General features: G+C 61.8%; 18 protein-coding genes and 2 pseudogenes. 5 read left to right on the top strand and 15 right to left on the bottom strand.

The features are described from left to right. Positions 1-2 precede the first annotated feature (2 nt). Positions 3-629 (bottom strand): integrase, encoded by a 627-nt coding sequence (locus HMPREF3114_RS18320; RefSeq protein ID WP_070490311.1) that lies wholly within the window; start codon positions 627-629, stop codon positions 3-5. Between the two features lie 316 nt (positions 630-945). Between HMPREF3114_RS18320 and mobH the strand changes: the two genes are divergently transcribed. Next, positions 946-2754, top strand: a complete 1809-nt coding sequence (mobH, locus tag HMPREF3114_RS18325) for a MobH family relaxase (protein ID WP_070490315.1) — start codon at positions 946-948, stop codon at positions 2752-2754. 381 nt (positions 2755-3135) lie between these two features. Here the strand turns inward: mobH and HMPREF3114_RS18330 are convergent, their stop codons facing one another. The 7 genes and pseudogenes from HMPREF3114_RS18330 to HMPREF3114_RS18355 form a co-directional block, all read right to left on the bottom strand. Further along, positions 3136-4863, bottom strand: a complete 1728-nt coding sequence (locus HMPREF3114_RS18330) for an acetyl/propionyl/methylcrotonyl-CoA carboxylase subunit alpha (protein ID WP_070490317.1) — start codon at positions 4861-4863, stop codon at positions 3136-3138. A 3-nt stretch (positions 4864-4866) separates the two neighbouring features. Beyond that, entirely contained in the window at positions 4867-5928 is a 1062-nt protein-coding gene (locus HMPREF3114_RS18335; RefSeq protein ID WP_315970771.1) for a 5-oxoprolinase subunit C family protein, read from the bottom strand. Beyond that, positions 5905-6480 (bottom strand): annotated as a pseudogene (locus HMPREF3114_RS21555) (allophanate hydrolase subunit 1); the annotation flags it as partial. The gene HMPREF3114_RS18335 and the pseudogene HMPREF3114_RS21555, both read right to left, overlap by 24 nt. Continuing rightward, positions 6477-7250 carry a LamB/YcsF family protein gene (locus HMPREF3114_RS18340; RefSeq protein WP_070490319.1) on the bottom strand — a complete coding sequence of 258 codons (774 nt, stop codon included), beginning with the start codon at positions 7248-7250 and terminating at the stop codon, positions 6477-6479. The gene HMPREF3114_RS18340 and the pseudogene HMPREF3114_RS21555, both read right to left, overlap by 4 nt. A gap of 13 nt (positions 7251-7263) precedes the next feature. Then, a complete protein-coding gene (locus tag HMPREF3114_RS18345; protein WP_218086327.1) occupies positions 7264-8223 on the bottom strand; it encodes a DUF979 domain-containing protein in 960 nt (319 codons plus the stop codon). Next, entirely contained in the window at positions 8220-8963 is a 744-nt protein-coding gene (locus HMPREF3114_RS18350; protein WP_070490321.1) for a DUF969 domain-containing protein, read from the bottom strand. Before HMPREF3114_RS18350 ends, HMPREF3114_RS18345 begins: the two co-directional genes overlap by 4 nt. 660 nt (positions 8964-9623) lie before the next feature. Beyond that, entirely contained in the window at positions 9624-12899 is a 3276-nt protein-coding gene (locus HMPREF3114_RS18355; protein WP_176746390.1) for an autotransporter family protein, read from the bottom strand. Between the two features lie 964 nt (positions 12900-13863). Between HMPREF3114_RS18355 and HMPREF3114_RS18360 the strand changes: the two genes are divergently transcribed. Together HMPREF3114_RS18360 and HMPREF3114_RS18365 are read left to right on the top strand one after the other, a co-directional pair. Next, the gene (locus HMPREF3114_RS18360; RefSeq protein ID WP_256337660.1) at positions 13864-14160 is read left to right on the top strand and encodes an LLM class flavin-dependent oxidoreductase; all 297 of its coding nucleotides are present in this window, start codon (positions 13864-13866) and stop codon (positions 14158-14160) included. Between the two features lie 97 nt (positions 14161-14257). Further along, the gene (locus HMPREF3114_RS18365) at positions 14258-15598 is read left to right on the top strand and encodes an MFS transporter (protein ID WP_083297610.1); all 1341 of its coding nucleotides are present in this window, start codon (positions 14258-14260) and stop codon (positions 15596-15598) included. A gap of 72 nt (positions 15599-15670) precedes the next feature. Here HMPREF3114_RS18365 and HMPREF3114_RS18370 read toward each other — a convergent pair whose 3' ends face one another. Then, positions 15671-15856, bottom strand: coding sequence for a hypothetical protein (locus HMPREF3114_RS18370; RefSeq protein WP_070490325.1), 186 nt, complete (start codon positions 15854-15856; stop codon positions 15671-15673). A 1873-nt stretch (positions 15857-17729) separates the two neighbouring features. Here HMPREF3114_RS18370 and HMPREF3114_RS18380 point away from each other — a divergent pair. Continuing rightward, the gene (locus HMPREF3114_RS18380) at positions 17730-19001 is read left to right on the top strand and encodes a glutamate carboxypeptidase (protein ID WP_070490329.1); all 1272 of its coding nucleotides are present in this window, start codon (positions 17730-17732) and stop codon (positions 18999-19001) included. Between the two features lie 358 nt (positions 19002-19359). Here HMPREF3114_RS18380 and HMPREF3114_RS21115 read toward each other — a convergent pair whose 3' ends face one another. Beyond that, positions 19360-20013 carry a response regulator transcription factor gene (locus HMPREF3114_RS21115; RefSeq protein WP_141750847.1) on the bottom strand — a complete coding sequence of 218 codons (654 nt, stop codon included), beginning with the start codon at positions 20011-20013 and terminating at the stop codon, positions 19360-19362. 397 nt (positions 20014-20410) lie between these two features. Here HMPREF3114_RS21115 and HMPREF3114_RS21120 point away from each other — a divergent pair, with 397 nt between their 5' ends. After that, positions 20411-21199 carry a response regulator transcription factor gene (locus tag HMPREF3114_RS21120; protein WP_141750848.1) on the top strand — a complete coding sequence of 263 codons (789 nt, stop codon included), beginning with the start codon at positions 20411-20413 and terminating at the stop codon, positions 21197-21199. Between the two features lie 560 nt (positions 21200-21759). Here the strand turns inward: HMPREF3114_RS21120 and HMPREF3114_RS21305 are convergent. From HMPREF3114_RS21305 to HMPREF3114_RS18405, 5 genes and pseudogenes are all read right to left on the bottom strand, one after another. Further along, a complete protein-coding gene (locus tag HMPREF3114_RS21305) occupies positions 21760-21948 on the bottom strand; it encodes a transposase domain-containing protein (protein WP_218086328.1) in 189 nt (62 codons plus the stop codon). A 28-nt stretch (positions 21949-21976) separates the two neighbouring features. Then, positions 21977-22840 (bottom strand): annotated as a pseudogene (locus HMPREF3114_RS21310) (IS66 family transposase); the annotation flags it as partial. A 12-nt stretch (positions 22841-22852) separates the two neighbouring features. After that, a complete protein-coding gene (locus HMPREF3114_RS21315; RefSeq protein WP_218086330.1) occupies positions 22853-23212 on the bottom strand; it encodes an IS66 family transposase in 360 nt (119 codons plus the stop codon). A gap of 64 nt (positions 23213-23276) precedes the next feature. Continuing rightward, entirely contained in the window at positions 23277-24119 is an 843-nt protein-coding gene (gene tnpB, locus HMPREF3114_RS21320) for an IS66 family insertion sequence element accessory protein TnpB (protein WP_256337662.1), read from the bottom strand. Positions 24120-24421: 302 nt separating this feature from the next. After that, on the bottom strand, positions 24422-24844 hold the full coding sequence (locus tag HMPREF3114_RS18405) for a hypothetical protein (protein ID WP_141750849.1): 423 nt from the start codon (positions 24842-24844) through the stop codon (positions 24422-24424). Positions 24845-24879: the final 35 nt, after the last annotated feature.

A 24879-nucleotide genomic window follows, 5' to 3' on the forward strand; every position in this document is an offset into this window, starting at 1 on the left:
CTTCAATCCGCCCGCACGCCCAGCACGTTGAACACGGCCTCGGCCACCTTGTCGATCGTGCCATGCGTCACCGCATCCACCGGCGAGCGACCGCCCAGGCCTTCGAGGGGCTCGGACAGCGCGCGGTAGATCGTCCAGTGGTCGATGCCCTCAACCTCCTGGAGCACGGTTTGGGTCAGCTGCTGCTTCACCGGGTCGAGCTGCCAGTCGGGCAGCTTCTGGCCGCGCGGCCCCACGTTCAGCGCCAGCAGCCGACGGGCGAGGATGTCCTTGTAGATTTGCTGGCGCGACTTGTCCGCCAGCTTGGCGAACTCGGCAGTCGGCAGGTTGTCCGGCAGGTTGAAGGTTTCCAGCAGCACGGCGCGGCCTCGCTGGACGTCGGTTTCATTCGGTGCCCAGCGCGTGCCGGTGCGCAACGCGGCCGCCTTGCGCTGCAAGCCCTGCACCACTGTTCCACCATTCTGGTTGGCAGGCCGCGTCACCGCCTCGACGCGCTCATGGATGAACGCCTGCAACTCGGCCGCAAAAGCCGGGGCATCCCGGATTTCGACGGTATCGGCGAAGCGTCGCACATCCTCCACCGTGACGCGCGGCAGCCGGTCGGCAAAGAATTCGATCGCAGTGGGCATGGTCCGCTCCCAGGTAGGTTTGAGACAGGTTCACTTTAGTCGCCTTTGCCTCCTTTGTCAACTTAGTCTCTCCTGGGTTGCAGCCTACCTGGCGGTGTAGCTTCCCGGCAGCATAGGCCGAGGCCAGTGCGGGGTTGCCGTCCAATCCATCAATGCGGGTTCCACATTGGCGCTGGAGCCGCAGCCCAAGCCCCGCTATACCGAAACGGTTAAAGGCCAAAGGATCAAAACGGCAAGGGAATGGGGTGCAAGGGGAAAGGCCCTACCCCGAAAAGGCAAAAAGGCCTCCCGCCCGGCCCGCCATCAGGACACCGACATGCTCTCCCTGTTCCAGCGAAAACGGCCCCCGGTCGCCGCCGATCCATCGCCAGCAGCCGCCACCGACCTCCCAAAAGGGTTGATGCGGCCGGAGTCGGCCGCATCGCTGCTGGCCACCCCGCGCCGGCAGAAGCTGCTGGAACACATCTGGCAGCGCACCTCGCTCTCGCGCAGGCAGTTCGCCACCCTGTACCGCGCTCCACTGGAGCGCTACGCCGAGCTGGTCCAGGCTTTCCCCGCCTCCGAAGCGCACCACCACGCATACCCCGGCGGCATGCTCGATCATGGCCTGGAAATCGTCGCCTACAGCCTGAAGCTGCGGCAGTCCCATTTACTACCCATTGGTACCAGTCCCGAAGACCAGGCGGCGCAGTCCGAAGCCTGGACTGCGGCCGTCGCCTATGCCGCGCTGCTCCATGACATCGGCAAGATCGCGGTCGATCTGCACGTCGAGCTCGCCGACGGCAGCACCTGGCACCCATGGCACGGCCCCCTGCGCCAGCCGTACCGCTTCCGCTACCGCGACGACCGCGAGTACCGGCTCCACAGCGCCGCGACAGGCTTGCTGTACCGGCAACTACTCGACCGCGATCTGCTGGACTGGCTCAGCGGCTATCCGTCCCTATGGGCGCCGCTGCTCTACGTCCTGGCCGGGCAGTACGAGCACGCCGGGGTACTGGGCGAACTGGTCGTGCAGGCTGACCGCGCCTCCGTTGCTCAAGAACTGGGCGGCGATCCGGCGCGCGCCATGGCCGCGCCCAAGCACTCACTACAACGCAAACTGGTCAACGGGCTGCGCTACCTGCTCAAGGAGGAGCTGAAACTGAACCAGCCCGAAGCCTCGGATGGCTGGCTCACGGAGAACTCGCTTTGGTTGGTCAGCAAGACGGTCTCGGACAAGCTGCGTGCCCATCTGCTGTCCCAAGGCATTGATGGCATCCCGACGAGCAACACTGCAGTGTTCAACGTCCTTCAGGATCACGGCCTGTTGCAGCCCACACCTGATGGCAAGGCGATTTGGCGTGCAACCGTGACCAGTTCCACCGCCTGGTCTCACTCCTTCACTCTGTTGCGGTTGGCTCCTGCACTGATTTGGGAGCCTGGCGAGCGACCGGCGCCATTTGATGGAATGGTCGTGATCGACCCGACAGCCGCAGAGAAGGCTACTGACGATCCACTGCCCACTCCCGCAGACGATCGCACTGACGCGCGCCCTCTGTCTCTTCCATCGACCGAGGCCGCGCCCGATGTCATGGCGGACATGCTGGCCATGGTGAGCGACATGGGTCATTTACCAGACGGCTCCATTGAAAGCACGCGCGAGTCAGCGGATGCAACGCCCCGTGTCGCAATCGTCACGCCGCCTTCGACAGGGGACGGGCATCTACCTCGTGTGCCCGCCGCCGGGGCAGCACAACCGTCCGGTGAGCATTTCATCGCATGGCTTCGACAAGGCGTGATATCGCACAAACTCATCGTCAATGACGCGAGGGCGCTCGTGCATACCGTCAGTGGGACGGTCTATCTGGTGAGCCCAGGCATATTTCAGCGCTACGCTCAGGAACATCCGCAACTAGCGACATTGGCTAAACAGGATAACCTTCACGATTGGCAATGGGTACAAAAGCGCTTCGAGCGTCTGCAACTGCATCGTAAGCAGTCAAACGGACTAAATATCTGGACTTGCGCGGTCACCGGGCCGCGTAAGTCAAACCGACTGCACGGCTATCTGCTTCAAGATCCCCACCGTCTATTGGATGTTCCCATGCCGGACAACCCATACTTATCACTCGATGGCGTCTCTTAGCCTCAGCTTTCGCACCCCGCTTGTCGTCGCCGTTTGTCGGTCTTTCCATGAGAAAGTCGATCTGACCGACTGGACCGGTTCACCGGCCTTCTTGGTTACATCGGCTGCGCAACCGTCCGCAAGCCCACATGACATCCCGTCTGCGGCAGCGCGAAGCCCTTAGACAATGAAGACATGAGAAGCGTGTCTCTGCGCTGGTGCGATATGGCCTGCTGCCTTCTTTCGCATTCACCGCGACAGACACTAGGGATCCACGGTCTGGGACGTCTCCTCGCGCGGCAGGGGCTGTCGGACGACGGCAGCTCACGCTGCGCCTTCCGTTCTTCGCTATATTCCCGGCATGGCTTTAGACGATGGTATGCGCGCAGGGGGAGGGACGCCTCACGTGATTCGCGCCAAGACCGCCCCCATATCCTGCAGTTGGCCTTGTTGTGCTATCAGATGAATGGTACCCGCACGATGGGCGTGCACCTGCATCTCCATTTTCATCGCCTCCATCACCGCAATCAGATCCCCCTCCTGGACGTGAGCGCCATCGACCACCTTCCAGGCACTCAGGTTGCCGGCGGCTGGGGCGGTGACTGCCTGCTCATCCACCCGCTCTGCCACTGCCGTCGCAGCAAGTGTGGTGGGCTGCGCCGCGGCTAGACCGACAAGCAGGCTGGCAGGCAAGCCCAACTGCATGCGGCGGCCGTCGACCTCGATTGCGGTGCGCACTAGGCTGGCGTCGGGCTGAGGCTCGGCGCGCGCGGCCGCAGCCAGCTTGCCCGCAAACTCGGTCTCAATCCAGCGCGTGTGTACCTTGAACCCATCCTTCCCGATGAAATCTGCTTCGTCCAGCACCGCGCGGTGAAAGGGCAACACCGACGCCACGCCTTCGATGCGGAACTCAGCTAGCGCGCGCCGGGCTCGTGCCAGCGCCTGCTCGCGTGAGGCACCACTCACGATGAGCTTGGCCATCATCGAATCGAAGCTGCCCGGCACTACCGAACCAGCCTGCACACCGCTGTCCAACCGCACGCCGGGGCCGCTGGGCGCATCGAATCGCGCCATCGGGCCGGGCGTGGGCAGAAAACCTCGACCCGGGTCTTCGGCATTGATGCGGAATTCGAACGCGTGCCCGATCGGCGCTGGCGTAGCGCTCACCGACAGCGTCAGGCCATCGGCTACGCGCAGTTGCTCGATCACCAAATCGATGCCAGTCGTCTGCTCCGTCACTGTATGCTCGACCTGCAGCCGCGTGTTCACTTCGAGAAAGGAGATCGCACCGGACTGACTCAGCAAAAACTCTACCGTGCCGGCGCTCACGTAGTTGGCCGCGGCGCAAATGTCGCGTGCCGCCGTGTGGATACGCTCGCGCTGCGCCTCGGAGATGAAAGGCGCTGGAGCCTCTTCCACCAGCTTCTGGTTACGCCGCTGCAGCGAGCAGTCCCGCGTACCGAGGACGAGCACGTTACCATGGGTATCGGCGATCACCTGAGCCTCGATATGGCGCGGCTTATCGAGGAACTGCTCGACAAAGCATTCACCCCGCCCAAACGCTGTCACCGCCTCTCGCACCGCCGAAGCGTACAACTCCTCGACCTCGTCCATGTGCCATGCGATCTTCATGCCGCGTCCGCCGCCGCCGAAGGCCGCCTTGATGATGATGGGCAGGCCATTTTTCTGGGCAAAGCGTACTACCTCGGCCGCGTCCTTGACCGGATCCTGGGTGCCCGCGACCAGCGGTGCTCCTACCTGCAGGGCGATCTTGCGCGCCGCCACCTTGTCGCCCAATTGGATGATGGTGGCCGGTTTCGGGCCTATCCAGGTGAGGCCAGTGTCGATCACCGCTTGCGCGAAACCCGCGTTCTCTGACAGAAAGCCGTAGCCGGGATGTACCGCATCGGTCCCGCTTTTCCTGGCTACCGCCAATAGCTTGTCGAAATTCAGGTAGGTCTCGGCCGGCGTGTCGCCATCCAGGCCGTAGGCTTCGTCTGCTATGCGCGTATGCATCGCATCGATGTCGGCATTAGCGTAAACGGCGACGGACGACACGCCGTAGTCAGCACATGCACGGGCGATACGCACGGCAATCTCGCCCCGATTAGCGATCAGTACTTTTTTCATGATCTATCCTTGAATTTCCACAAAGGGCACCAGCGGATGGAAGCGTATCCACGCCCCCGGGGGGATTTGGCCCGCCAAGTCAAGATGATCGGACGCTACGCAACCGATCACCGGATATCCGCCAGTAAGCGGGTGGTCGGCCAGAAACAGCACTGGCTGACCGCTGGGCGGTACCTGAATCGCCCCCAGCGCAGTACCTTCACTGGGCAGTTCCTGGCAAACGCTGCGCGCCAGCGCCGTGGCACCCGCCAAACGCAGCCCCACGCGATTGGACTGCGAGGTGACCTGCCAGCACTGGGTCCCCAGCAGAGCCACCGCCTCGGGTGTGAACCAGTCGGTGCGTGGGCCCAGCAGCACGTCGAGCGTGACGGTATCGCCAGCCCGTGGCAACGGCGGCAACGCCATGTCGGCTTCGGCTACCGCCGCTCGGGGTGCGGCACCGATCAGCAGCGGCTGGCCTACTGCGAGCGCGGCTGGGCCGACCTTGGCGAGCGTGTCGGTGCTGGCGCTGCCCAGCACCGGATCCACCAGGAAGCCCCCACGCTCCGCCAAATAACTGCGCAGGCCAGCGGTGGGTTCGCCCAGCATCAACCCATCTCCATCGGCTAGCGCGAATGGCTGATTGCGCGGCACCGGCCAGCGTTGGCCGTGAGCCGTCGTGAGCGTGAGCGGGCCGTCGGCGCCGGTCACTGCCACCACGGTATCGCCGTGGCTGATCAGCTGTAGTCCGCCGGCTAGCGCTTCGAGCACTGGCCGACCGGGGGTATTGCCCACCAAGCGGTTGGCACGGCGCATCGCGCCCTGATCCATGGCACCAGCGGCAGATACGCCCTGGCCGGCCTGCCCGAAACGACCACTGTCCTGAAACAGGGTTTGTAGGCCAGTCGCGTGGACCCGCAACATGGGCGCGTCGGACGCTTTGGCTACCGCAATTTCAACTGGTCTTTTGTGTAAGACCGGTCTTGGCAAAGTGCCAGCAGGGGACTTACGGGAAGCGACATCCACAAAACGCACGCGCATCCCCGGGCGCAGTAGCGCGGGCGAGTCGCGCTGCAGATCCCACATTCGTACATCCGTGGTGCCGATCAGCTGCCACCCCCCCGGACTGGCAGCGGGATAGACCGCGCTAAAACCACCAGCCAGTGCCACCGCGCCGGCCGGTACCCGGATGCGCGGCGAGTTGCGGCGAGGCACGTTGAGACTGTCATGGCCACCGCTCAGATAGGCGAAGCCAGGCGCGAAGCCGGTGAAGGCCACCGTATAGTCCTGACCGGTATGGCGTCGGATGAGCTCTGCGACGTCGATGCCTAATAGCGCGGCCACCTCGGCCAAGTCTTCACCGTCATAGCGCACGGGGATCTCGACGCGCTCGTCGCCGCCACGCTGTCAGGCCTGCAGGGGTAAGCCTTCGATGGCACGGCGCAGCGCGGAGGCGTGGGTCTGTCTGGGATCAAAGCACACCAATATGGTGTGCGCTGCGGGCACGAGATCGTTCACGCCGGCAGGCGGCTCGTCTTGCAGCGCTGCCAGCAAGTCCAGTGTGCAGGCAAGGTCGGGCAGCTCGACTAGCAGCGCATGGTGGTTAACGGGCAGAAAACGCATTGGTGTAGAGCTCATTTGCGTGGCTCCATAAAAGAACGCACCGCGACGCCCTTGGCTTCGAGCAGCCTGCGCACCGTGCGCGCCATATGGACAGCCCCTGGGGTGTCGCCGTGCACGCAGATCGAGTCGGCTTGCATGCGCACAGTGCTGCCGTCCACCGCCTGCACTGTCCCCTCCCTGCTCAGCTGAAGCATACGGCGAGCCACGGCATGGGCATCGTGCAACACCGCCCCCGGCTCGCGGCGAGGAACCAACGTGCCCTGGGGCGTGTAGCCCCGGTCGGCAAACGCCTCCTCGATGACGCGCAGGCCGGCGTCACGCGCCCATTGCACCAGCTTCGAGCGAGCTAGGACCACCAAAGCTAGGTCGCCGTCCACCGCCTTCACCGCCTCGATGACCGATTGGGCTTGGCCGCGGTCGTGTGCGATGGTGTTGTACAGCGCGCCATGCGGCTTGACGTAACGCACTTCGGTGCCGACAGTGCGAGCCAAGCCCTGCAGCGCGCCGATCTGGTAGATCAGGTCGCCCACCAGCTCGGCATGTGGCACGTCCATGGGGCGGCGCCCGAACCCCACCAGGTCACGGTAGGCTACATGCGCACCCACGGCCACGCCATGTGCCTTGGCCGCGCGTAGAGCGGCAAGCATGACGATCGGATCGCCAGCGTGAAATCCACAAGCCACGTTAGCACTGCTAACGATAGACAACATGGTCGAGTCGTCTCCCATGCGCCACGCGCCCAGGCTCTCGCCCAAGTCGCTATTAAGATCGATGGTGGTGCCCATGAACGAGGCCTCCTCAACGGAACATGAGGAAATTCAGCAGGAAGATGTTGCAGACCAAGACGCCCAGCGCCGTGGGCACCTGGGCGCGGATCACCGCATTCTGGTCTGGCAGCTCGAGCAGCGCGGCGGGTACGATATTGAAGTTTGCCGCCATAGGCGTTAGCAACGTACCGCAGTAGCCCGAGAACATGCCGATCGCTGCCATGACCGCAGGGTCGCCGTGGTACATACCCACCAGCACCGGCACGCCGACACCGCCGGTCATCACCGGAAAGGCCGCGAATCCATTGCCCATGATGACAGTGAATAGCGCCATGCCGACCACGTAGACCGTTACGGCAACGAAGCGCAGATCCATGTTGATATACGTAGTGGTGACTTGGGCCACCGCCTTGCCCACACCGGCGTCTGAGAAAACCAACCCCAGCATGCCCAACATCTGCGGCAAAACTAGCGCCCAGCCGAGCGCGTCGATCAGCCGACGCGATTCGCGCAGCCCCTGCACCGGGGTCTCCCGGGTGAGCCAGCAGACCAAGGCGAGGCTGATCACGCATCCCAAGCCGAGGCTCACCAGCGTGGCGTTCTTGGGATCGATCAAAAAAACGCCGGCGAACTTCACGTCGTTAAGCAGCACGCTGCCGATCACCGTTACCAGCGGGATCGTCAGCGCTGGCACGAAGAGCCTGTTTCCCAGACGACGGGCGCTGGCCTGGTAGTCGACCTCGGCTCGCTCCTTATACCTGCCCGAGCCCACTCCCTTGCCCATGACGATCAGCGCCAGCAGCACCACACCGCCGCCCACCAACGCGGGCGGAAGCTTGTCGCCGATAAGGAACATTGCGGCATATACGGCCCAGAACAAACCGGTGCTCCAACGCTTGGGATTATTTGCATCAAAGAAATTGAAGATCGCCGCGCATGCAAACAGAAAGCCTGCCAGGTAGTACAGATGGTTAATGGAAAAGATCATCATTGCACCTTCTGGTTATCGGCCGTGCCGTTGGCGATAGGCTCCGGTCCCAACGCTTGTATCTCGCGATCGATGGCGCGATCCAAGCGCAGCAAGCGAAAGGCGTGGATCAGAAAGGCGCAGATCGCGGTTGGAATACCCCACACCGCAACATGAAGCGGCTCGACGTCAATGCCTGCCTCGTGCAGGAAGGTTGTCATGAGCACGATGGCGCCAAAGGCAACGAAGATATCCTCTCCGAAGAACAGCCCCACATTGTCGGTGGCCGCGCTGAAGGCGCGCAGTCGGTGGCGGATCCCGTCCGGCAGCTTGCCGTAGCGCGTCTCGGTCGCGCCCTCGGTCATCGGCGCCAGTAGCGGCCGCACCATCTGGGGGTGGCCGCCCAAGCTAGTCAGGCCCACGGCCGCTGTCAGCTCACGAGCCGCCAAGTAAACGATGAGCAACCGGCCTGCAGTGGCCGACTTGATCCTAGCGATCCAATGCTGCGCGTGTTGACGTAAGCCGTGGCGCTCCAGCAGGCCAATCACCGCAAGCGGCAAGATGATGATGAGTGGCAGGTTACGCGTCTTCACGAAGCCAACCCCAAGAGTTGCAAGTATCTTCTGCGCCGGAAACCCCGCCACTGCTGCCGTCACCAGCGCAGTGACCACGACCACGACGAATGGATTGAGGCGCAGCGCGAAGCCCCCAATGATGACCGCCACGCCCACAAGGGGCCACAAGCTGACCAGATGAGCATTCATATCGATGTCTCCTGAGAACACTTTCTGTGGTGCGCCAATCGTGGGATGAAAGCCCCGAAGAGGCCGGCGCTTTCAAACAGAACTGCTACGGGTCATGCGCGTGCAAGCGTACCCAGCCGGTTGCCGGCCCTTTCCGAACGCATGCAACGCAAATGATCAATGCGCCACAAAGATGTTGTTTACCTCGCTGATTTACGCCTAACCGTCGTCGCACGATGCGGCGTTGTGATGATGGGGATAGTGCGCGTTTCCGCGCCTAGGACAGCCTTGTTCGATCCAGTCAATGAACGCAGCGACGCGGGCCTCGGCATGTGCCCAGGCGTCATCTATAGAGCTGTCGGACAAAGCGATGATCTTAGAAAGCACGGGCTCGAAGATGTCGCCCTTGAAACGACCAATAGAAGCAATGCCTCGTCACCCAATCACGCCACAAGGGACCACGCGGATGGTGTAGCACCACGCGCCGTAGTGGAAGTAGCTTTCGAGTGGCATGCAAGTTCTCCTGAAGCGCCGCGCCGAGGATGCAGGTCTCGGTCGAAGAGCGGCGCGCTCACCGCGATGACAAACCGCAAATCGAGCGACTCATCAAGGAATCGGGGAAGACGCACCCGATCAGCGTGCGCCGGGCTGATGGTCTCCCTGCCCGGGTGCACGTATGCTTCACCAGTGATACACCACGCTCACTTGTCCCCCGTAAGAGCGCTGGCCGCCACTCCCCGTGGTACCCACGAGCAGCGCCGAAGCTTCCCATTGTCGATTGAAATATCCGCCGACACCCCCCTTCATTTCCAAGGCATCACGCATGCCGGCTGCACTCATAGACACCGCCCCCATCCGCACTGACGGTGCCGTCGATTGGTGCAGCCAATTCACTTCGACAAACGGTCGCAGAGTATGCGACGAGTGGATCAATCCGTCGGCCAGATAGAATCGCGCGCCGAGCCGACTCTGCCACGAGTGCGCCCCTTCGGCGCCCATTGACAGGTTCTGCAGTTGAGCGTGGTTCGCATCATAGTTGGCGTAGACCAGTTGAATATGCGGTTCAAACACCCAGTCGGCCGCAGGCCCACCCGGTCCAAAAGGTTTTAGCGCGTAGCCATATTCAGCGGAAACCGAGAAGACGCCACTGCCATAGCGGGTGCTGCCCAGTTCGCTACTGAGCTGATTGCGAAAACGTCCGTACTGCAGCCAAGTGTCAGCGTAAGAACCCAATCCGGTTTCCTCATCCGCATAATATGTTAAGTAGCCACCCGTGGCGTACCCCTGCACTTGACCACGCGCATTGGCGCGCACCGTCGCGCCACTTTGCTGATTCACCAAGCTTGACGTGGCCGTTGATCGCGCGGTGCCGTAACCGGCCATGAGGCCGGCGTACAAGGTGCCTCGGTCGCCAACCGAGTGGCGCAAAATGTCCGAGCCCATCTGGAGCACGTAGCGATCGGTATCGATATCGACGTTGCCTTGTGCCATATGCATGCCGCTGCCGTGATAGCCCAGCGTTCGTGCCCATACCCGAAGAGGTTCTCCATCCTCGCCTAGTGTGCGCCGCAGGTCGTCGCGATCGTGCCGCGTGTGGGTGAACATGGAGGTGGCAGACCACCTATTCCCAAGGTATGCCCCGCTTTCCGGAGAAACTTGCCGCACACCGGGCTTGTCCGTATCCGGACCGACGGTCGGCAGACTTGGATCGCTGGGCGTAGATGGGGAGGTCGGCGGGGAGTACACCGACGTCAGATACCAATCCTCCGGTGTGCTACCAGTGCCCTTGCGCACGAGACTATAGTCATAGCCATTGATGGCAAGCGTTGCCGAACTAGCGCGGTAGCCGCTAGAGCCGGGGTCCAGACGGAAAGCATCTGCTGCGGTTGTCCCGCCATTGATCGCCTGAACCACTCGAATACCATCTACGGTTTGCCCGCCAGCGCCGCCGGCGTTCATGATGCGCATCGCGGTGGTCGCGGTCGTCGTGCCGCCGTCAATCACAAGACGATCCGTGGCCGACGCATCGCCCCCGAGATAGGTATTGACGACCAGCGTGCCACCGCCATGATAGTCGTTGACCCGAAGCGTCTTGAACCCACTGTCACTGCCTGGCGCCACGAAGGCGACCACTCCGGTGTTATCCAGCGTGCCCAAAGTGGAGTTACCACGCACGTTCCACACGCTGCTCGAGTCCACCGCGAAGCCGGTCACCGAACCACCATTGGCATTGATAGCACCGGTGAGCACAGAACCGGCGGCAAGCGAACCCATGAAGTTACCGCTTCCCACATCGATATCGCCGATCAAATCCGAAGACGACGAGCGGAGTGTCACGTGGGTACTGGCGATGAGAGCGGCCCCTTCGAGAGCACCGGACTGCAACAGCAGGCCGCCTTGCTCCTGCCCCGCCCGGCGTGCGATCACGCTCGAGCCTGTCAGCGAAAACGTATGACTGCCCCCGGTCGCAAGGAGTGCGGGCGCATCCTGTGTTTCAATATGGCTGCCGGTGATTGGCACCACGGCCTGCCCGGTGGCTTGGGTGGAAAAACTCCACACGCCAGCTGCACCGGTCCCTGCGGTCACGATTCGTGATCCATCAAGTGAGAGTAACGCGCCATTGCTCACAACAGCGCCAGCTGCGTCCGCGCCTGAGGTCGCGACTTGCGTATTCGAAGCGGAAAGCGTGGCCCCGCCCCCGGTGGCATACAGGCCGTAAGCGGACCTGCCAAGGGTCGTGAGATTTGCGCCATCGAGCGTGATCGTGGCACCGTCGCGTCGAGCCAGCGCGCCTATGGCTCCGTCTCCAAAGGTGGCAACGCTCAAGCCACTGGCCGTAATGCGTGCTTGCGCGCCATCCTCATGCGATGCATAAAGGCCAAAACTGCTCTTGCCCCGAGTGATGATGTTGCCGCCATCCACAATGGCTACACCGCCCCGATTGTCGATGCCCAAGGCCATATCGCCCTGCGTCGAGATGGCGGAATTTTGCATCGAAAGCGTCGTGTCGGCCGATGGCAGCCATATACCGCTGCCACCATTCCCGGCGGTGGAAATCGACGCATTGACCAACGTCGCACTACTACCCTGCGCGTTGAGATTGATGCCGTATCCGGTTTGCGAACTAAGCGTCGCATTTCGAATAACTGCCGATGCGCTTGATGCTAAACCACCTGGTGCCAGCAGCACGGTGTCGTAATAAGCCGTCAGGGCGCCACCGTCCAAGAATAACGTTCCACCAATCAGCCGAATTGCACTGGCTTGTGCGGAAGAAATAGTCAGTTGCTCCGCCGTAACTGTCGAGGCTCCAATGTCTAGGCCGAAAGCAAACGCACCTGATGTGCGGATATCGGTATTGGAAAGTGTCAACTTGCTGCCGTTGTACGCAGCAACCCCATCGCTACTGTTGCCCGTGGTGAACACGGTGCTATCGCGCAGATCGATGGACGTATCAGTGTCATTGGCAACGACGCCGCGCGCTTCAGCACCGGAAGTTTCAATCTGCGCACCCGCCACCCTTATCGATGCGCCGGCAGCGGCAGTGACTGCGTCGCTCTGACGCCCAGTCGTATTCACCGCGCCACCATTCAGAGACAATACGCTTCCTGCACCGTGCGCCAGCAAGCCATACCCTATATAGGTGTCGTTCGTCGCAATGTTGCTATCAACGAGCGTGGCCATGCCACCTTCGGTGACGACTACACCGCGAGTCATGCCATCGCCGGCATTGCCGGCCTGAATCAAGACGCCCGTCCCATAAAACGTGTTGCCCGGCGAGGATACCGTGACCGCAGACTGCGCACTGCCATCGGGTGCGGTGAACACCACGCGATCGCCAGCATGCAAGAAGACCGACGTTGTCTGATCCGGATCTGTGACGCTAATTTTACCGAACTCGGCCGCTACTGCGACCGGCGTCACCAGCAAAGGAAAGACTCCGACAATCAAACTTGACATCACGGAATTAAGCGCAAACCGCATAAACCATACTCCACAGGCTGGAACGCCCCAAGGTGGCAACTAATCAAACCAATGGGCAAAAAAAGGCCTAGCGCTCAATCGAGGCGCTTTTGAGTATCCGGGCATGTTGCTATTGGACCGAAATCGCATCGCTCTCGGAATCAGGCAAATCTGAAATGCAGTCGATGGGTACAACGTGAAGGAGGAGGGTATGCGGCCGGTCGTCTCAATAGTCTCAATTGACGACGCGCAGGATCGGTGTGAGGCACTGAGAGAGTGGAAGGCACCGGTTGCAGGTGGACCTTCGGGGCGGTCGTTGACGTCGGCGCGGGGCTGCCTCGACGTCCAGGCCCGGCAGACCATCAGCCGGGAGGCGGGGCATCAACGCGTGCAGATCACATCGGTATACCTGGGGCGATAGGAAAGAACAATGCTTGTCGGATGAGGCGGCCCTGTCTGGCGGCACTTCGCCTATTCCGTTCGCCGGGAGTGGACGTCGGCTCGGCGCGAGAACCCTGTGGGCGGGGGGGGGCTACGGTGCCCTCCCATTGGGCGGTTACTAGCACTGGTGGCACGAGGAAGCACGGTCGCACGTACGAGGACGAGCGGTTCAAGGGCGTGGGGTAAGCAGCAGATAGCTCGAGGCGGAAACAGGTGTATCCCGACTGGTTATTTTTTGTCGACGGCCTAAGTTGTATATACAATCCTATACCGCACAGCAAGAGGAAACATATAGCAATAGGAACGGAGGAGGCCATGAAGCTAGGTGAGTTTCTGATGCCTGCCCATCTGCGGTACCGCTCGGCTGTTGCGGGTCATTTTCACGACCTGGATACGCTCCAGTTCTTTGATCGAATCGGTTTCACGGAGGCATGGGTCGGCGAGCACTACATGATGACCGGGGGAACGCTGCCCTTCGCCGGATCTGCTCCTGGCCTAGACCTTCCTGACCACCCAGCGCATTCGTTTGGCACCGGGTGCCTTCATGTTGCCGTTTCACTATCCGGCCGAATTGGCGCACCGTATCTGCTGGCTCGACCATATTTCGGGTGGCGGCCTGATGGCCGGCATTGGTGCGAGCAGCACCACTCTCGATCTGGAGATGTTCGATATCGATCACCGTGCGGGCGTGCATCGCGAAATGATCGCCGAGTCCATCAGCATGATGCTTCGTCTCTGGGAGAGTGAGGCCCCCCGAGGAGATCCGCGGGAAGTACTGGACTGTTCGCGGTCCCGCCGACCAATTGCACCGTTCTAGCAAAGATACCGCGCTGATCCGCGCCTTCATGGCGGCGATTGCTCAGGTCGATGCGCACGCGGATGCGCCAACAATACCTACTGACAAGGAGGTTTCGATGGAAAGTACAGATAGATTCCACGGCTGGTACATGGTCGGGGCCGTACATGTTCTGCTGGCCTTGATCTTCGGCGCCGCCTACTCGTTTGGTGCGTTCTTCACCAGCCTGCAGGCGAACTTCGATGCCGGTCGCTTCTCCACCGCACCCATCTTCTCGCTGACGGCGCTGATTTACTACGTGGTGGGCGTTTTCTCCGGCGCCTGGAGCGACAGAACGTCGGTGCGCATTGTTACCAGCATCGGCATCGTGCTGCTTTCGCTCGGATTCCTTGTCAGCAGTCTGGTGTCGTTCTCGCTCGCATTCTTTTCGGGGGCCTTCTGTGTTCTTGTCGGCCTGGGCGTCGGCCTGGTGTACGTGCCCGCGGTTTCGACCATCCAGCGTTGGTTCATCAACCGCCGCAGTTCTGCCTCTGGCCTCGCCCTGGCCGGCACGGGGCTGGGCACACTGGTCGGGCCGATGGTCGCCGGTCTGTTGATGCAACACCTGTCCTGGCAGAGCACCATGCAGATTTACGCCGCCGCCATCGCTCTGGTGGGCTTGGCCACCGCTGGCTGCCTGCGTGGAAAGCCGGCGGAACTGGGCCAGTTTCCCGATGGCATACGTCCCAGAGAGGCTATTTCCGGTCAGCAGGCCACATCGGGTCACGGCATCACGTTGCGTGAGTCGGTCCGTCAACCACGATTCTGGTGGTTCTTCGTGGCGATCTTCTTCGGGTCGATCGGCCTTTTCCTCGCGCTCGTTCACATCAATCCCTATGCACGGCAGTACGGCCTGGGTGTCACGCAGGCCAATCTGCTGATCGGCCTGATCGGCGTGGGCAATATCGGCGGCCGGCTGGTGCTCGGGCGCATTGGCGACCGTATGGGCGCACAGCGTTTCCTGATCGTGGTCACGCTCAGTCTGGTCGTGCTGTGTGGTCTGTGGAGCATTGCACACAGCTTTGTCGCGCTGGCCGTATTTGCGTTGCTGTTCGGGGCAGCCAACGGGGGCTGCATCGCCTTGTATCCGGCGGTTGCCAGCAACTGGTTCGGCACGGCCAATCTGGGCGCCATCCTGGGGGCGTTGTACATCGCCGTAGGCATTGCAGCGATAGCTGGAGGTAGCGTTGCCGGACTCCTGTACGACCTGTACCAGAGCTACACGTTGCCCATCGCCTTGGCAGGAGTTTCTGCCCTGTTGTCCGCTGCGGCTGTCATCCTCGCCGCCCGGTTCGCAAGCCATCGTTCGAAATTTTCCTCCGATCTGAGAAGAACCACGGGCACCAAGATCAAGAGCCAGTTCGAAGCCGGCGGCTGCAGCCGCGTCTTGCGCAGCCTGAAGAGTTGTGCCGGCAAGTAAGGTCATGGTTGATGAGGAGCAATCTATCTCCTCGATACCGACCATGCGATCGAGTGACAATGCCCGGCCCGGTCAACCAGTAGGACCAGCCGCGTTGCGGACCGTGCCGCCATCGGTCACGTTCAGCCAGCCGGCAGCGAGGTAACCGACCGCTACGTCGCTGACACCAGTCCATGCCGATGCGTCACCGGACACGTTGAGTGCGCCCTCGGCTTTCGCGCCGATCCGCAAGGCCAGCGTGCTTGCATTGTTGAGCACGACCTGCCCGGTTGGTTGATGGTCAGCGTACCTGCCCCTGGGGACCAATCTTCATCCACGCTCCACCCATCTTCCATAGGCTGCCGAGACCGCTGACCAGCGCGTAGCCGTTGCCACCACCCTAGGAGGGGCGAACAAGGTAGGCGTATGCGTTGTTCTGAACCATACCGCCATCAGTGACGTTCAATACCCCCTTGCTTGAGGACCCCACCATCAGGCCGCCATTGTCACAGGGCGGCGTAATCGAGCCGGTACCGGTGACGGTCAATGTACCTTCGCCCAGACTCATGTCGGAGCTGGTGTGGCCGACCATTAGCGTTGCGGTGCTCCTGCCGGTATTCGAGAGCTGCCCACCATAACGCACGCCCCTTGTTTACCTCAGGCACATCCTATTCCACGGGGTGCGCTGATGGAGGCCGACGCGAAGCGAGGGGGCTGCTACAGATTCCATTCATGTGCAGGGCCAACTCTAGCCATTGCGCCACATGAGGTCCTTCACAGACGAAGAACAACGAGTCACCGTCTGTGGCGGCCGAGAGGGAATCGAACAATTGGACGATCACAGCGGGTTGAGTAGACAGCACAACACGCTTAATCGAATGGCCTGCCCCCGCGATCGAATGCGCCGTCAGGCAGTTGCGGAGCTGTCTGCGCAGCCCCTGGGGCACCTCCGCCTCTGGCGTGTTCCTGCGCAGACACCAGCCTATTAACACGCGCCGGCTCTTGAACTGTACGGCGGCAACCCCGTGGTGCGCACCCCGCATCAAAGCTGTGCAATGGATCGGGTTATGTAGACTCCGATGTGAGATGAGTACGCTGCGCCTACAGGAGAGAATCGTCCTGACGTCGTGCCGGCTGATCACGCGATGAAGACGTGCTGTTCTACGCATGGGATGAATACCGTGGTTACTCTCGAAGTCAGATCCCGTCCAAAGGCGGATCGCGGCGCTTTCGGGGCGGATGCTAGATCGGCCCGTGGCAGGCCGCCATCAGACGCGTCCTATATCCGGCAAAAGGCGCCCGCGGTCATGCCGAGGGGACTTGGGCACTGGCGCGCTCCCCAGCGAAGGTGCAGTATCCAGAAGACAAATGTCGTCCTCAATAGTCGCTGCACCTAGCATAGGGCAACGCGTGACACAGCGCGCGCAGATCATTGAAGATCACCCATTCCAGCTTGAGATCCTGGCCGCTTTGTTTTCCTGTCAGCTGGGCATCAAGGTGGAGGCGTGCCTGTCCGCAGCCGATGCTGCTGCGCGCTGCCTAGCCAGTCATCCGACCTGGTGCTCAGCAACATTAAAATCCCGGCCATGAATGCGATCCAGTTCATCCAGTTCCTGTCGGGTCTGGCCGATCCTCCCCGGCTTGCGCTGATGAGCGTCGCCGAAGGACGGATCCTTGCCTCTGCTAAGCTGACCGCGCAGTCGCCGGGAGTGAACGTGGTGGCTGTGCTGCGCAAACCTGTCCAAGCAAGCGAGGTGGCCGCGTTGCTGGCAGACCTGATAAGTTTCCCCCAGCCCCGGCGCCCACGGGTGTTCCAACTCGACGCCGAACCTGAGGGGCACGAGTGGCGCCGGGCACTCGCGGACGAGCACATCAGAGCGTGGTCCCAGCCCAGGGGTTTTCCTTCGGGCGGGAGCACGGTTGCGACCGAGGCTTTGACCCGCTGGGTGACAGAACACGCAGGGTTGCTGCTGAGCAGCAGAGGCAGTGCCTCGCCCGGGAGTGGCCAGGCACTGCACTGCTGGCCGCTGCCAGCCTTTTCTAGAATCCGATTTCAATCTGGAGGTTCTGCGCCACATACACCTGCCCTTCGTTGACAGCAGCATTCCCAGAACCCCTTCCTGAACTCTATCCGGAGCCCGAGGAGAATCCCATGCGGAACCGTCTTTGTCTCGCCCCACTGTTGCTACTCTGCTGCAGTCCACTGCTTGCCGCCGAGCGACACGCGAATCCTGACAAGGCATTGCGCGCCGCCGCACAGAAAGAAGTGTCCGCGGTAATCGCCACGCTTGATGATCTGGTCAATATCGAATCGGGTTCCAACGACACGCAGGGTCTGATGCAGATGTCGACCTACCTCGCGTCCCGGCTGGAACGTTTGGGTGCAACGGTGGATCGTCCGCCGGCTACAGGTGAGGGAGTACCCATGGTGCGCGGCGTGCTGAAGGGAACAGGTGCACTTCGGATCATGCTAATCGCCCACATGGACACGGTCTATGATCGTGGCATCCTGGGCAGTGAGCCCTTCCGTCGTGAAGGCAACCTGATCTACGGTCCCGGGATCGCCGATGACAAGGGCGGCATCGCGGTCATCCTTCATTCCCTGGCGCTACTGCAGGCGCGCGGGTGGAAGGACTACGCGCAGGTGACTGTACTCCTCAACCCGGATGAGGAGATCGGCTCCCCCGGTTCCGGTGAGACCATCGCCGCCTTGGCCGCAGAGCAGGACGTTGTTCTATCCTTTGAGCCCTCGCCCGCCAAAGCCGTGATCAAGAGCGAAGGTGTGCTGCTTAGTGCCGCAGGTACCTCTCAGGTGATGATGACCGTCAATGGGCGCGCTTCACATGCCGGAGCTGCGCCGGAACAAGGGCGCAATGCGCTGCTGGAGCTTTCCAACCGCCTGCTTCAGACTCGGACTGTGGCCGAGGAGGTGCATGGTGCGCATCTGAACTGGACTATGGCCAAAGCAGGCGCTGCCCGCAACCAGATTCCCGCTGAAGCGTCAGCGACAGGCGACGTACGTGTCACCGAGGTTGGCGCTAACGAACGCCTGTTAGCCGCATTGAAGGAAAAGACAGCTACTCCTGGCCTGATTCCCGATACCATCACCACGGTGAGCCTTGATCCGCTACGCCCGATGTACGTAGCCGGTGAGCGTGGCGCGGCACTTGCCGATCGCGCCCGGAAGATATATGCGGAACTCGACGGGCGCGAACTGCTGTTCCACCCCACCACCAATGGTGGCACCGATGCCGGCTTTGCCGGAAAATCTGGAAAGGCCGCAGTGCTGGAAGGATTGGGGTTGGCGGGCTGGGGCTATCACGCGAAGAACGAGTTCATAGAGGTGGATTCCATCGAGCCGCGCGTCTACCTGGTTGCACGCATGATGATGGACCTCGGCGCCGATGCCTCCGCAAAGCGATAGCACTCCGCTATGGCTGTGGATCGCGCCGCAGTAGATTCGTCTGTAAGTCAGTCGAGCCTACTGCGGCGCAACTCCCACTCTGCGAGTTGGGAGAACAACGCGGCCTGCTGCTTGAATAGTTCGCGCGTGTTTTTGCGGCTGATCAGGTAGGTCCGGCCGTCCACTGTCCGGATCTCAAACCAGCAGGCGTTTCCCTCGTCCACGATTGGCCCGATGGACTCAACGTCGTCTGAGCGAAAAATCCATCCATCACATACGATCATCGGGCTACTCCAACTAGGCCGCGTCTAAGTTCCCGCATCTAGCACTGCAATGCGGGAAAAGCACGACCTTAGAGTGGTGGCCACCGGCTCTGCCATCAGATGAACCCTAAAAGATGCGCCGAGAATGCGCTGCAGCCAACTTGTCGCTTAACTGGACAGAGTGGACTTTCGCCAGAAAGACACCAATTCCTGGTCAGTCTGCGCCCCAGTTTCCCCATGTCATTCATATTCAGCGCACTAACGCCCTCGCTACTGCGACTCGGCCGCTTTGCGATGTAGCCGACACTCAGCCCAAGAGCGAACAAGCGGATGACCTCCACCTCACGGGGCGACAACGTTACCGCTGACGATGTACCCCCAGCATCAGGAATCGCACTATAGACCGGCAGATCCTGCAAGCGATCCCCCCGCTTGACCGCTATCGCTCGCAGGGCCTCGTCAAGCCCGCGCAAGTCGCCACTTTTTTCGCACCACGCCGCAAGGTGTCCGGCACGATACAGTTCGGCAACGATGGCGGGACCGGACTCGATGATCAGGATCAGGCGCCTATCACGTAGAAAATGCCGGGCTAGATTGGAAATCAGTTTCAAGCCGTCGCCTCTGGTTATCGTCGCCGCGCACGCTGTAGTCGGAAATCGCCATATCCGGCTCATGCTGCTGACCGCGAACTCGGGGTTCCGATCAATGGCATCGCATATTCCGACGAGCACGATGGGATGACGATCGGCGATGACGATTGCGGTTTTCATAGGGATCGGAGGTGTGAGGTGGTGTTCGGATGACGTTCGACCGTGTTCGAAGGCCACTGGCTGCATGACGGCGCAGACCGATACGTAGACGTTTGGGCCGTCATCGCCGGAGAGGCAAGTGCCGTGGAGGCCTGCCCGCTACTCCTCAAAACGGGCCCGACTCCCTTTGTGCGACCCGATCACCGCGCGGAGATTGCGCTGGACTACAGCAGCCGTGAGCGATGTCTAGGGCCTACGAACTTTCGGTCGCGTCTGATGGTGCCGCCAAGCCGCAAACCCGTAGTATTCCATGCGCCGTCCAGTCCCGCCTCCGCTCACGGCAGGCGCGACCCGATATACCGTGCACGGACGGTCGGCTTGCAAACGATGGCCCGCCTAACAAGTCCCAGCCCCCTTCATGACTGCCAGCGCTCCTACCGTCTCTTCCTCCAGTCCCTGGATCGCCCGAGAGGGGGCAGGCGATGTCCTGTTTGTGCAGACCAAGGCGGGGGGCACGCTGGCGATGTCGCTCGATCGCGCTGGCATCCGAATCGATTTCGCCTACTCGAGGTTCGGCGCTTGCACCATGGCCAGGCGGCAACGATACACGGCAATCGTTCTATTGGGACGCCCCGGCGGCAATATGATCCAGTCGCTGCGCAGGGCAGCAGGAAATGGAGTCGGAGCGCCGCTGATTGCCGTGCTGTTGCCTTTCCGTAGCACGGTGATGGTGCGCCTGGAGCAGCACTCCCGCGGTGCGGACATCTGCCTAGATGACTGGACGGACATCGAGGTGGTGACCCGGATCCAAGCATGGGAGCGTCGCAGAAACGGGACAGTTCCGCGCGACTGGTTAACCGATGCGGGCGGTCCTCGCCTGCATGTCGGGCCCAATGCCGTCATTTACTTTGGCAATATCTGCCTAAAGCTGTCCCCGGTGCAGAGCGCCATCCTCTCAGCGATCATCGCTGCCGGGGAGGATGGCATTCCAACTGCACACCTGCGCGAAAGTCTCAATTCGCGCTCACTGACACATGGAGCAGTCAGGGTGCACATTTGCTCCATTCGCAAGACGTTGCTCAGCTACCAACATGCACCTCGATTGGTATCGAGCGCGGGCCGCTATCGAATCGAGCCGCATGCCACCTGTTCGTCAAGGCCCAATCGCAGGGGCGGCTCCGCCCGCAGCATACGTGGCCCGCTCTAGGCCAGCCAGAATCGGCCGCACGTCTCCATCGTCATCCTCATATCGAATGAAAGCCGCGGCAGGCAAGCAGGCCGCAGCCAGGACACGTTGCAGCTGTGCGCACTGGTGGCGAAGGCCGGGCGCCAAGACAACCAACGGAGGCCCCACACGACCCGCGACGCAGGCGTTGGCAAACCGTATAGCCAAATCCGGCTGGAAGAACGCCACCACCAGGTCGTAAGAAATGACCCCAAGCAGTGACACCCCTAGCTCCAGTGGCGCGGCCAGATCAATGCGCATGCGGCGATGCCGCCGGAACAGCCGTGCAATCCGCGTACGACCGCCTTCCGTTCCGCCCAGCACCAGCACCCTGATCACGCGTCTCTACCCCTCTGCGCAGACTTCATACAGTTGAAGCCAACGCTTGCCGTCGCACCATCAGGCTGATCTGAAACCAGATCGAACGAAGGCACTGCGAGCCGACCGGCTGCGTGGTTGTTGCCGCGACCGTGAGCGTCCAGTCGTTCGAATGCGGTCATTTATCGACGCCCCTCAGTTTGCAGAGGGCTGATGATGCGCAGTCAGCGGCTGCTGGCGGGCATATTCCAGGGCAGCAGTGCGGCGTAGTCGTCGGCGGTGGTGGCCAGCGGCAGCAGGGTGAACAGCCAGACGAGGTAGCGATAAGGCTCGATGCCGTTGGCCCGGGCAGTCTCGATCAGCGAGTACAGGTTGGCGCTGGCATGGGCGCCGGCCACGGTGTCGGCGAACAAGCAGCCCTTGCGGCCGACGACCCAGGGTCTAATCGCGTTTTCGCATAAATTGTTGCTCAGCGGCCAGTTGCCGTTTTCGACGAAGCGGATCAACTTGGCCCACATGCCCCTGCATGTACAGCAACGCCCGGCCCAGCAGGCTCGATGGCACGACAGTAGGCAGGTATGCGAGCAGCAGGGCCTGCAGGCGAGCCAGGATCTGGGCGCTGTAGCGCACTCGCCGCCGCTGGCGGCGCGCAGGCGCCCACGCTTGGCTACGCGCCTCGGCCGCGAACAGCTTGCCGATCAGCGTCACGAACCGGGTGGCCGGCAACTCGGAGCCGCGGGCCGCCTTGGGCACCGCTTGCTCGGCCTTGATGAAGCCGCGGCGCACGTGCGCCCAGCAGCCCAGGTGTACCAACTGGTGGCCGCGTGCGATGCCGTTGTACAGCTCGTAGCCGTCGGTCATCAGGGCGGCGCCAGGCCTGATCCCCGAATAGAGTTTTTGCCCATGTTCAGATCCCCGCCCGGGTGAGTACGCGAACAGCCGTACCGGCGGCCCCGAGCCGTTGACCCGGGCCCATAAATAGCTTTTGGTCTGGGGGCTGCGCCCCGGTTCCTTGAGGACCTGGAAGGTAGTCTCATCTCCATAGATCAGATCGCATTCGAGCAGCACATCTCGCATCAGGTTGATGACCGGCTGCACCGCCAGGCCGGCACGCACTACGCTGGCGGCGATCGTGTTCGAGCTGATGTCCCCGCCGAAGCGGCGCAACAACGCCGCCTGGCGGAACAAGGGCATGCCGTATTGGTATTTGCCGCTGATGATCCAGGCCAGCGCCGCTTCGGTCAGCAGCCCGCGAGGGATAATGCGCGCCGGCGCCGGCGTCACCTTGACGCCCAAGTCGCAGCAGGGACATGCGTACTAGACCCGCTGATGCTGGATCACGCGCACCTGCTCAGGGATCACGTCGAGCTGCTCACTGGTCTCCACGCCGATCTCGACCAACGCATGGCCATCGTGCGCGCAGATCTGCTCAGATGCAGGCAGTTCATGGCGCACCACCTCGCGCGGCAGCCCCGGATCGAGCGGCTTGCGGCCCCGGTTCTGACGGGTATGGCCCGCGACAGCCACACCAGGCCGATTCTCGGTCGCGAGCGCCGCACCGACCGCGGTGGCCAGCGCCTCGGCTTTGTTGAACAGGCCCAACTGCCCCGCGGTGCGTGCCTCGCTGGAGGCGCCGAACAATTCGTGCTCGTAGGCCCTCAGACGTTCTTCGGCCAAGTCGCGCTGCGCTCACGCCAGCGTCAGTTCCCCGGGCACGCCGTCAAGCTCACCGCGCAGGCCATCACGCTCGGCGAACTGCGCCTGGTACTGTTCGATGCGCAACTTGATGGTCTGGGGCGACTGCGGCATCGTGGTTAGACCGCTGCCGCCTCAAGACGTTCAACCAGCCAGCGCGTAATAGCGCGGCCGGTGCTTGCGGACAACCGCCAGGTCGATGCCATCGAGCAGCCAGTGCAATTGCTCCACGCTCAAGACCACCGTCTCCTGATCGTTCGGCCAAGCGAAGCGGGTCCGCCTCCAGGCGTTTCAAGAACAGCCAGAACCCGTTGCCCTGCCAGCCCAGGATCTTGATCTGGTCGCGCCGCCGGTTGCCGAACACGAACAGCGCCGAACTCATCGGGCTGACCCGCATCGCCTGCTCCACCAGGATCGACAGCTCGTTGATCCCCAGCCGGAAGTCCACCGGATCCCGATGCAGATACACCTTCAACCCTTCGTCGAACCGCAACACGGCAGCTCCCCCTAACATGTGGACCACTGCCGCCAGTTCCCGCATGCCCGCCTGGCCAAGATCAAACTCTACGCCATTGGGCAGACGGACATGCGGCGCAGCCGCCATCGCCGCAACGGGTCTCGGTTCTTCACCAGTGAACTCGGCCACTGACATTGGCGGCTCGGCGATACCCGGCACAAATGCCGTCGACGATGAGCGCGCCAACTCCCGAGCCGGTCCGTTGACCGCAACTATTTCGGCCGCATCAACCGTCAGCGCCTCTTGGCCACCCGAAACTTCGCGTTGCATCAGGTACTTCGTGATCCACTTGCGCAGCAGGTTCGCATTGATACCATGCCCCTGTGCAAGTCGCGCCACCGAAATACCCGGCCGCAACGCTCGCTCGACCAGCGCCCGCCTGGCGCTCTCTTAGTACCGGCGACGACCATCGCGCCCTTGCCTCACTACTCTTAACTCTGAGCCCTTCTCTGTCATAGGTGTCCACCGATTTGGTGGACACCTTTTTCTCACATTACTGCTCTTGAAGAGAGGGCGTGATTTATTGAGCGCTTACAGTAGATCACCTCTCGGGGCAAAGGTCGGCGACGTTGGGGCGCGATTGGGTGTTGGCACGAATGGCTAAGCTCATTCGAGTGAGCGCGGAGCGCGGCCTGCTTCACCGGTTAGGGCCACGTGATGGAATGCAAGTATTGCTAGGGAGTGACTTGCAAGCTGATTTCTCTCTGTGCGTGCTGGCCTGCGCACATGGTGCCCATGGTTGCAGCTGAGACCTGTATCTTGTAGTTTCCGATTTGGTGGGGCGTGCCGATCAGTTCGGCATAGTTTTCTCGAGGGACATGGCTGAGTTCCATGCCTGCGGGAAGGTCCGTCGCCCAGATATTCGACACTGGGCCGCTGCCTGCCACAACGTCTATGGTTGCTCTGTAGGGCATGTTTATACGCGCGGCGGAAAGCTCGCCCGGCTGGATTTCCAATTGATGCCGGAACGCGCAACCCATGAGACCCGAGGTGGAGGCAATCACTTCGCACCCTCCCAATGTGGTCATCCAAAGAAAAACGGCGAGCCTTCTGGCGTGTACAGCCATGCCTGCTGATTCGCGTGGGTGTTTCTTCATTCTCGGGCTATCTCATGAATAGGAAAGGCGCTGTG

Source organism: Stenotrophomonas sp. HMSC10F07, assembly GCF_001807895.1.
GTDB lineage: Bacteria > Pseudomonadota > Gammaproteobacteria > Xanthomonadales > Xanthomonadaceae > Stenotrophomonas > Stenotrophomonas sepilia.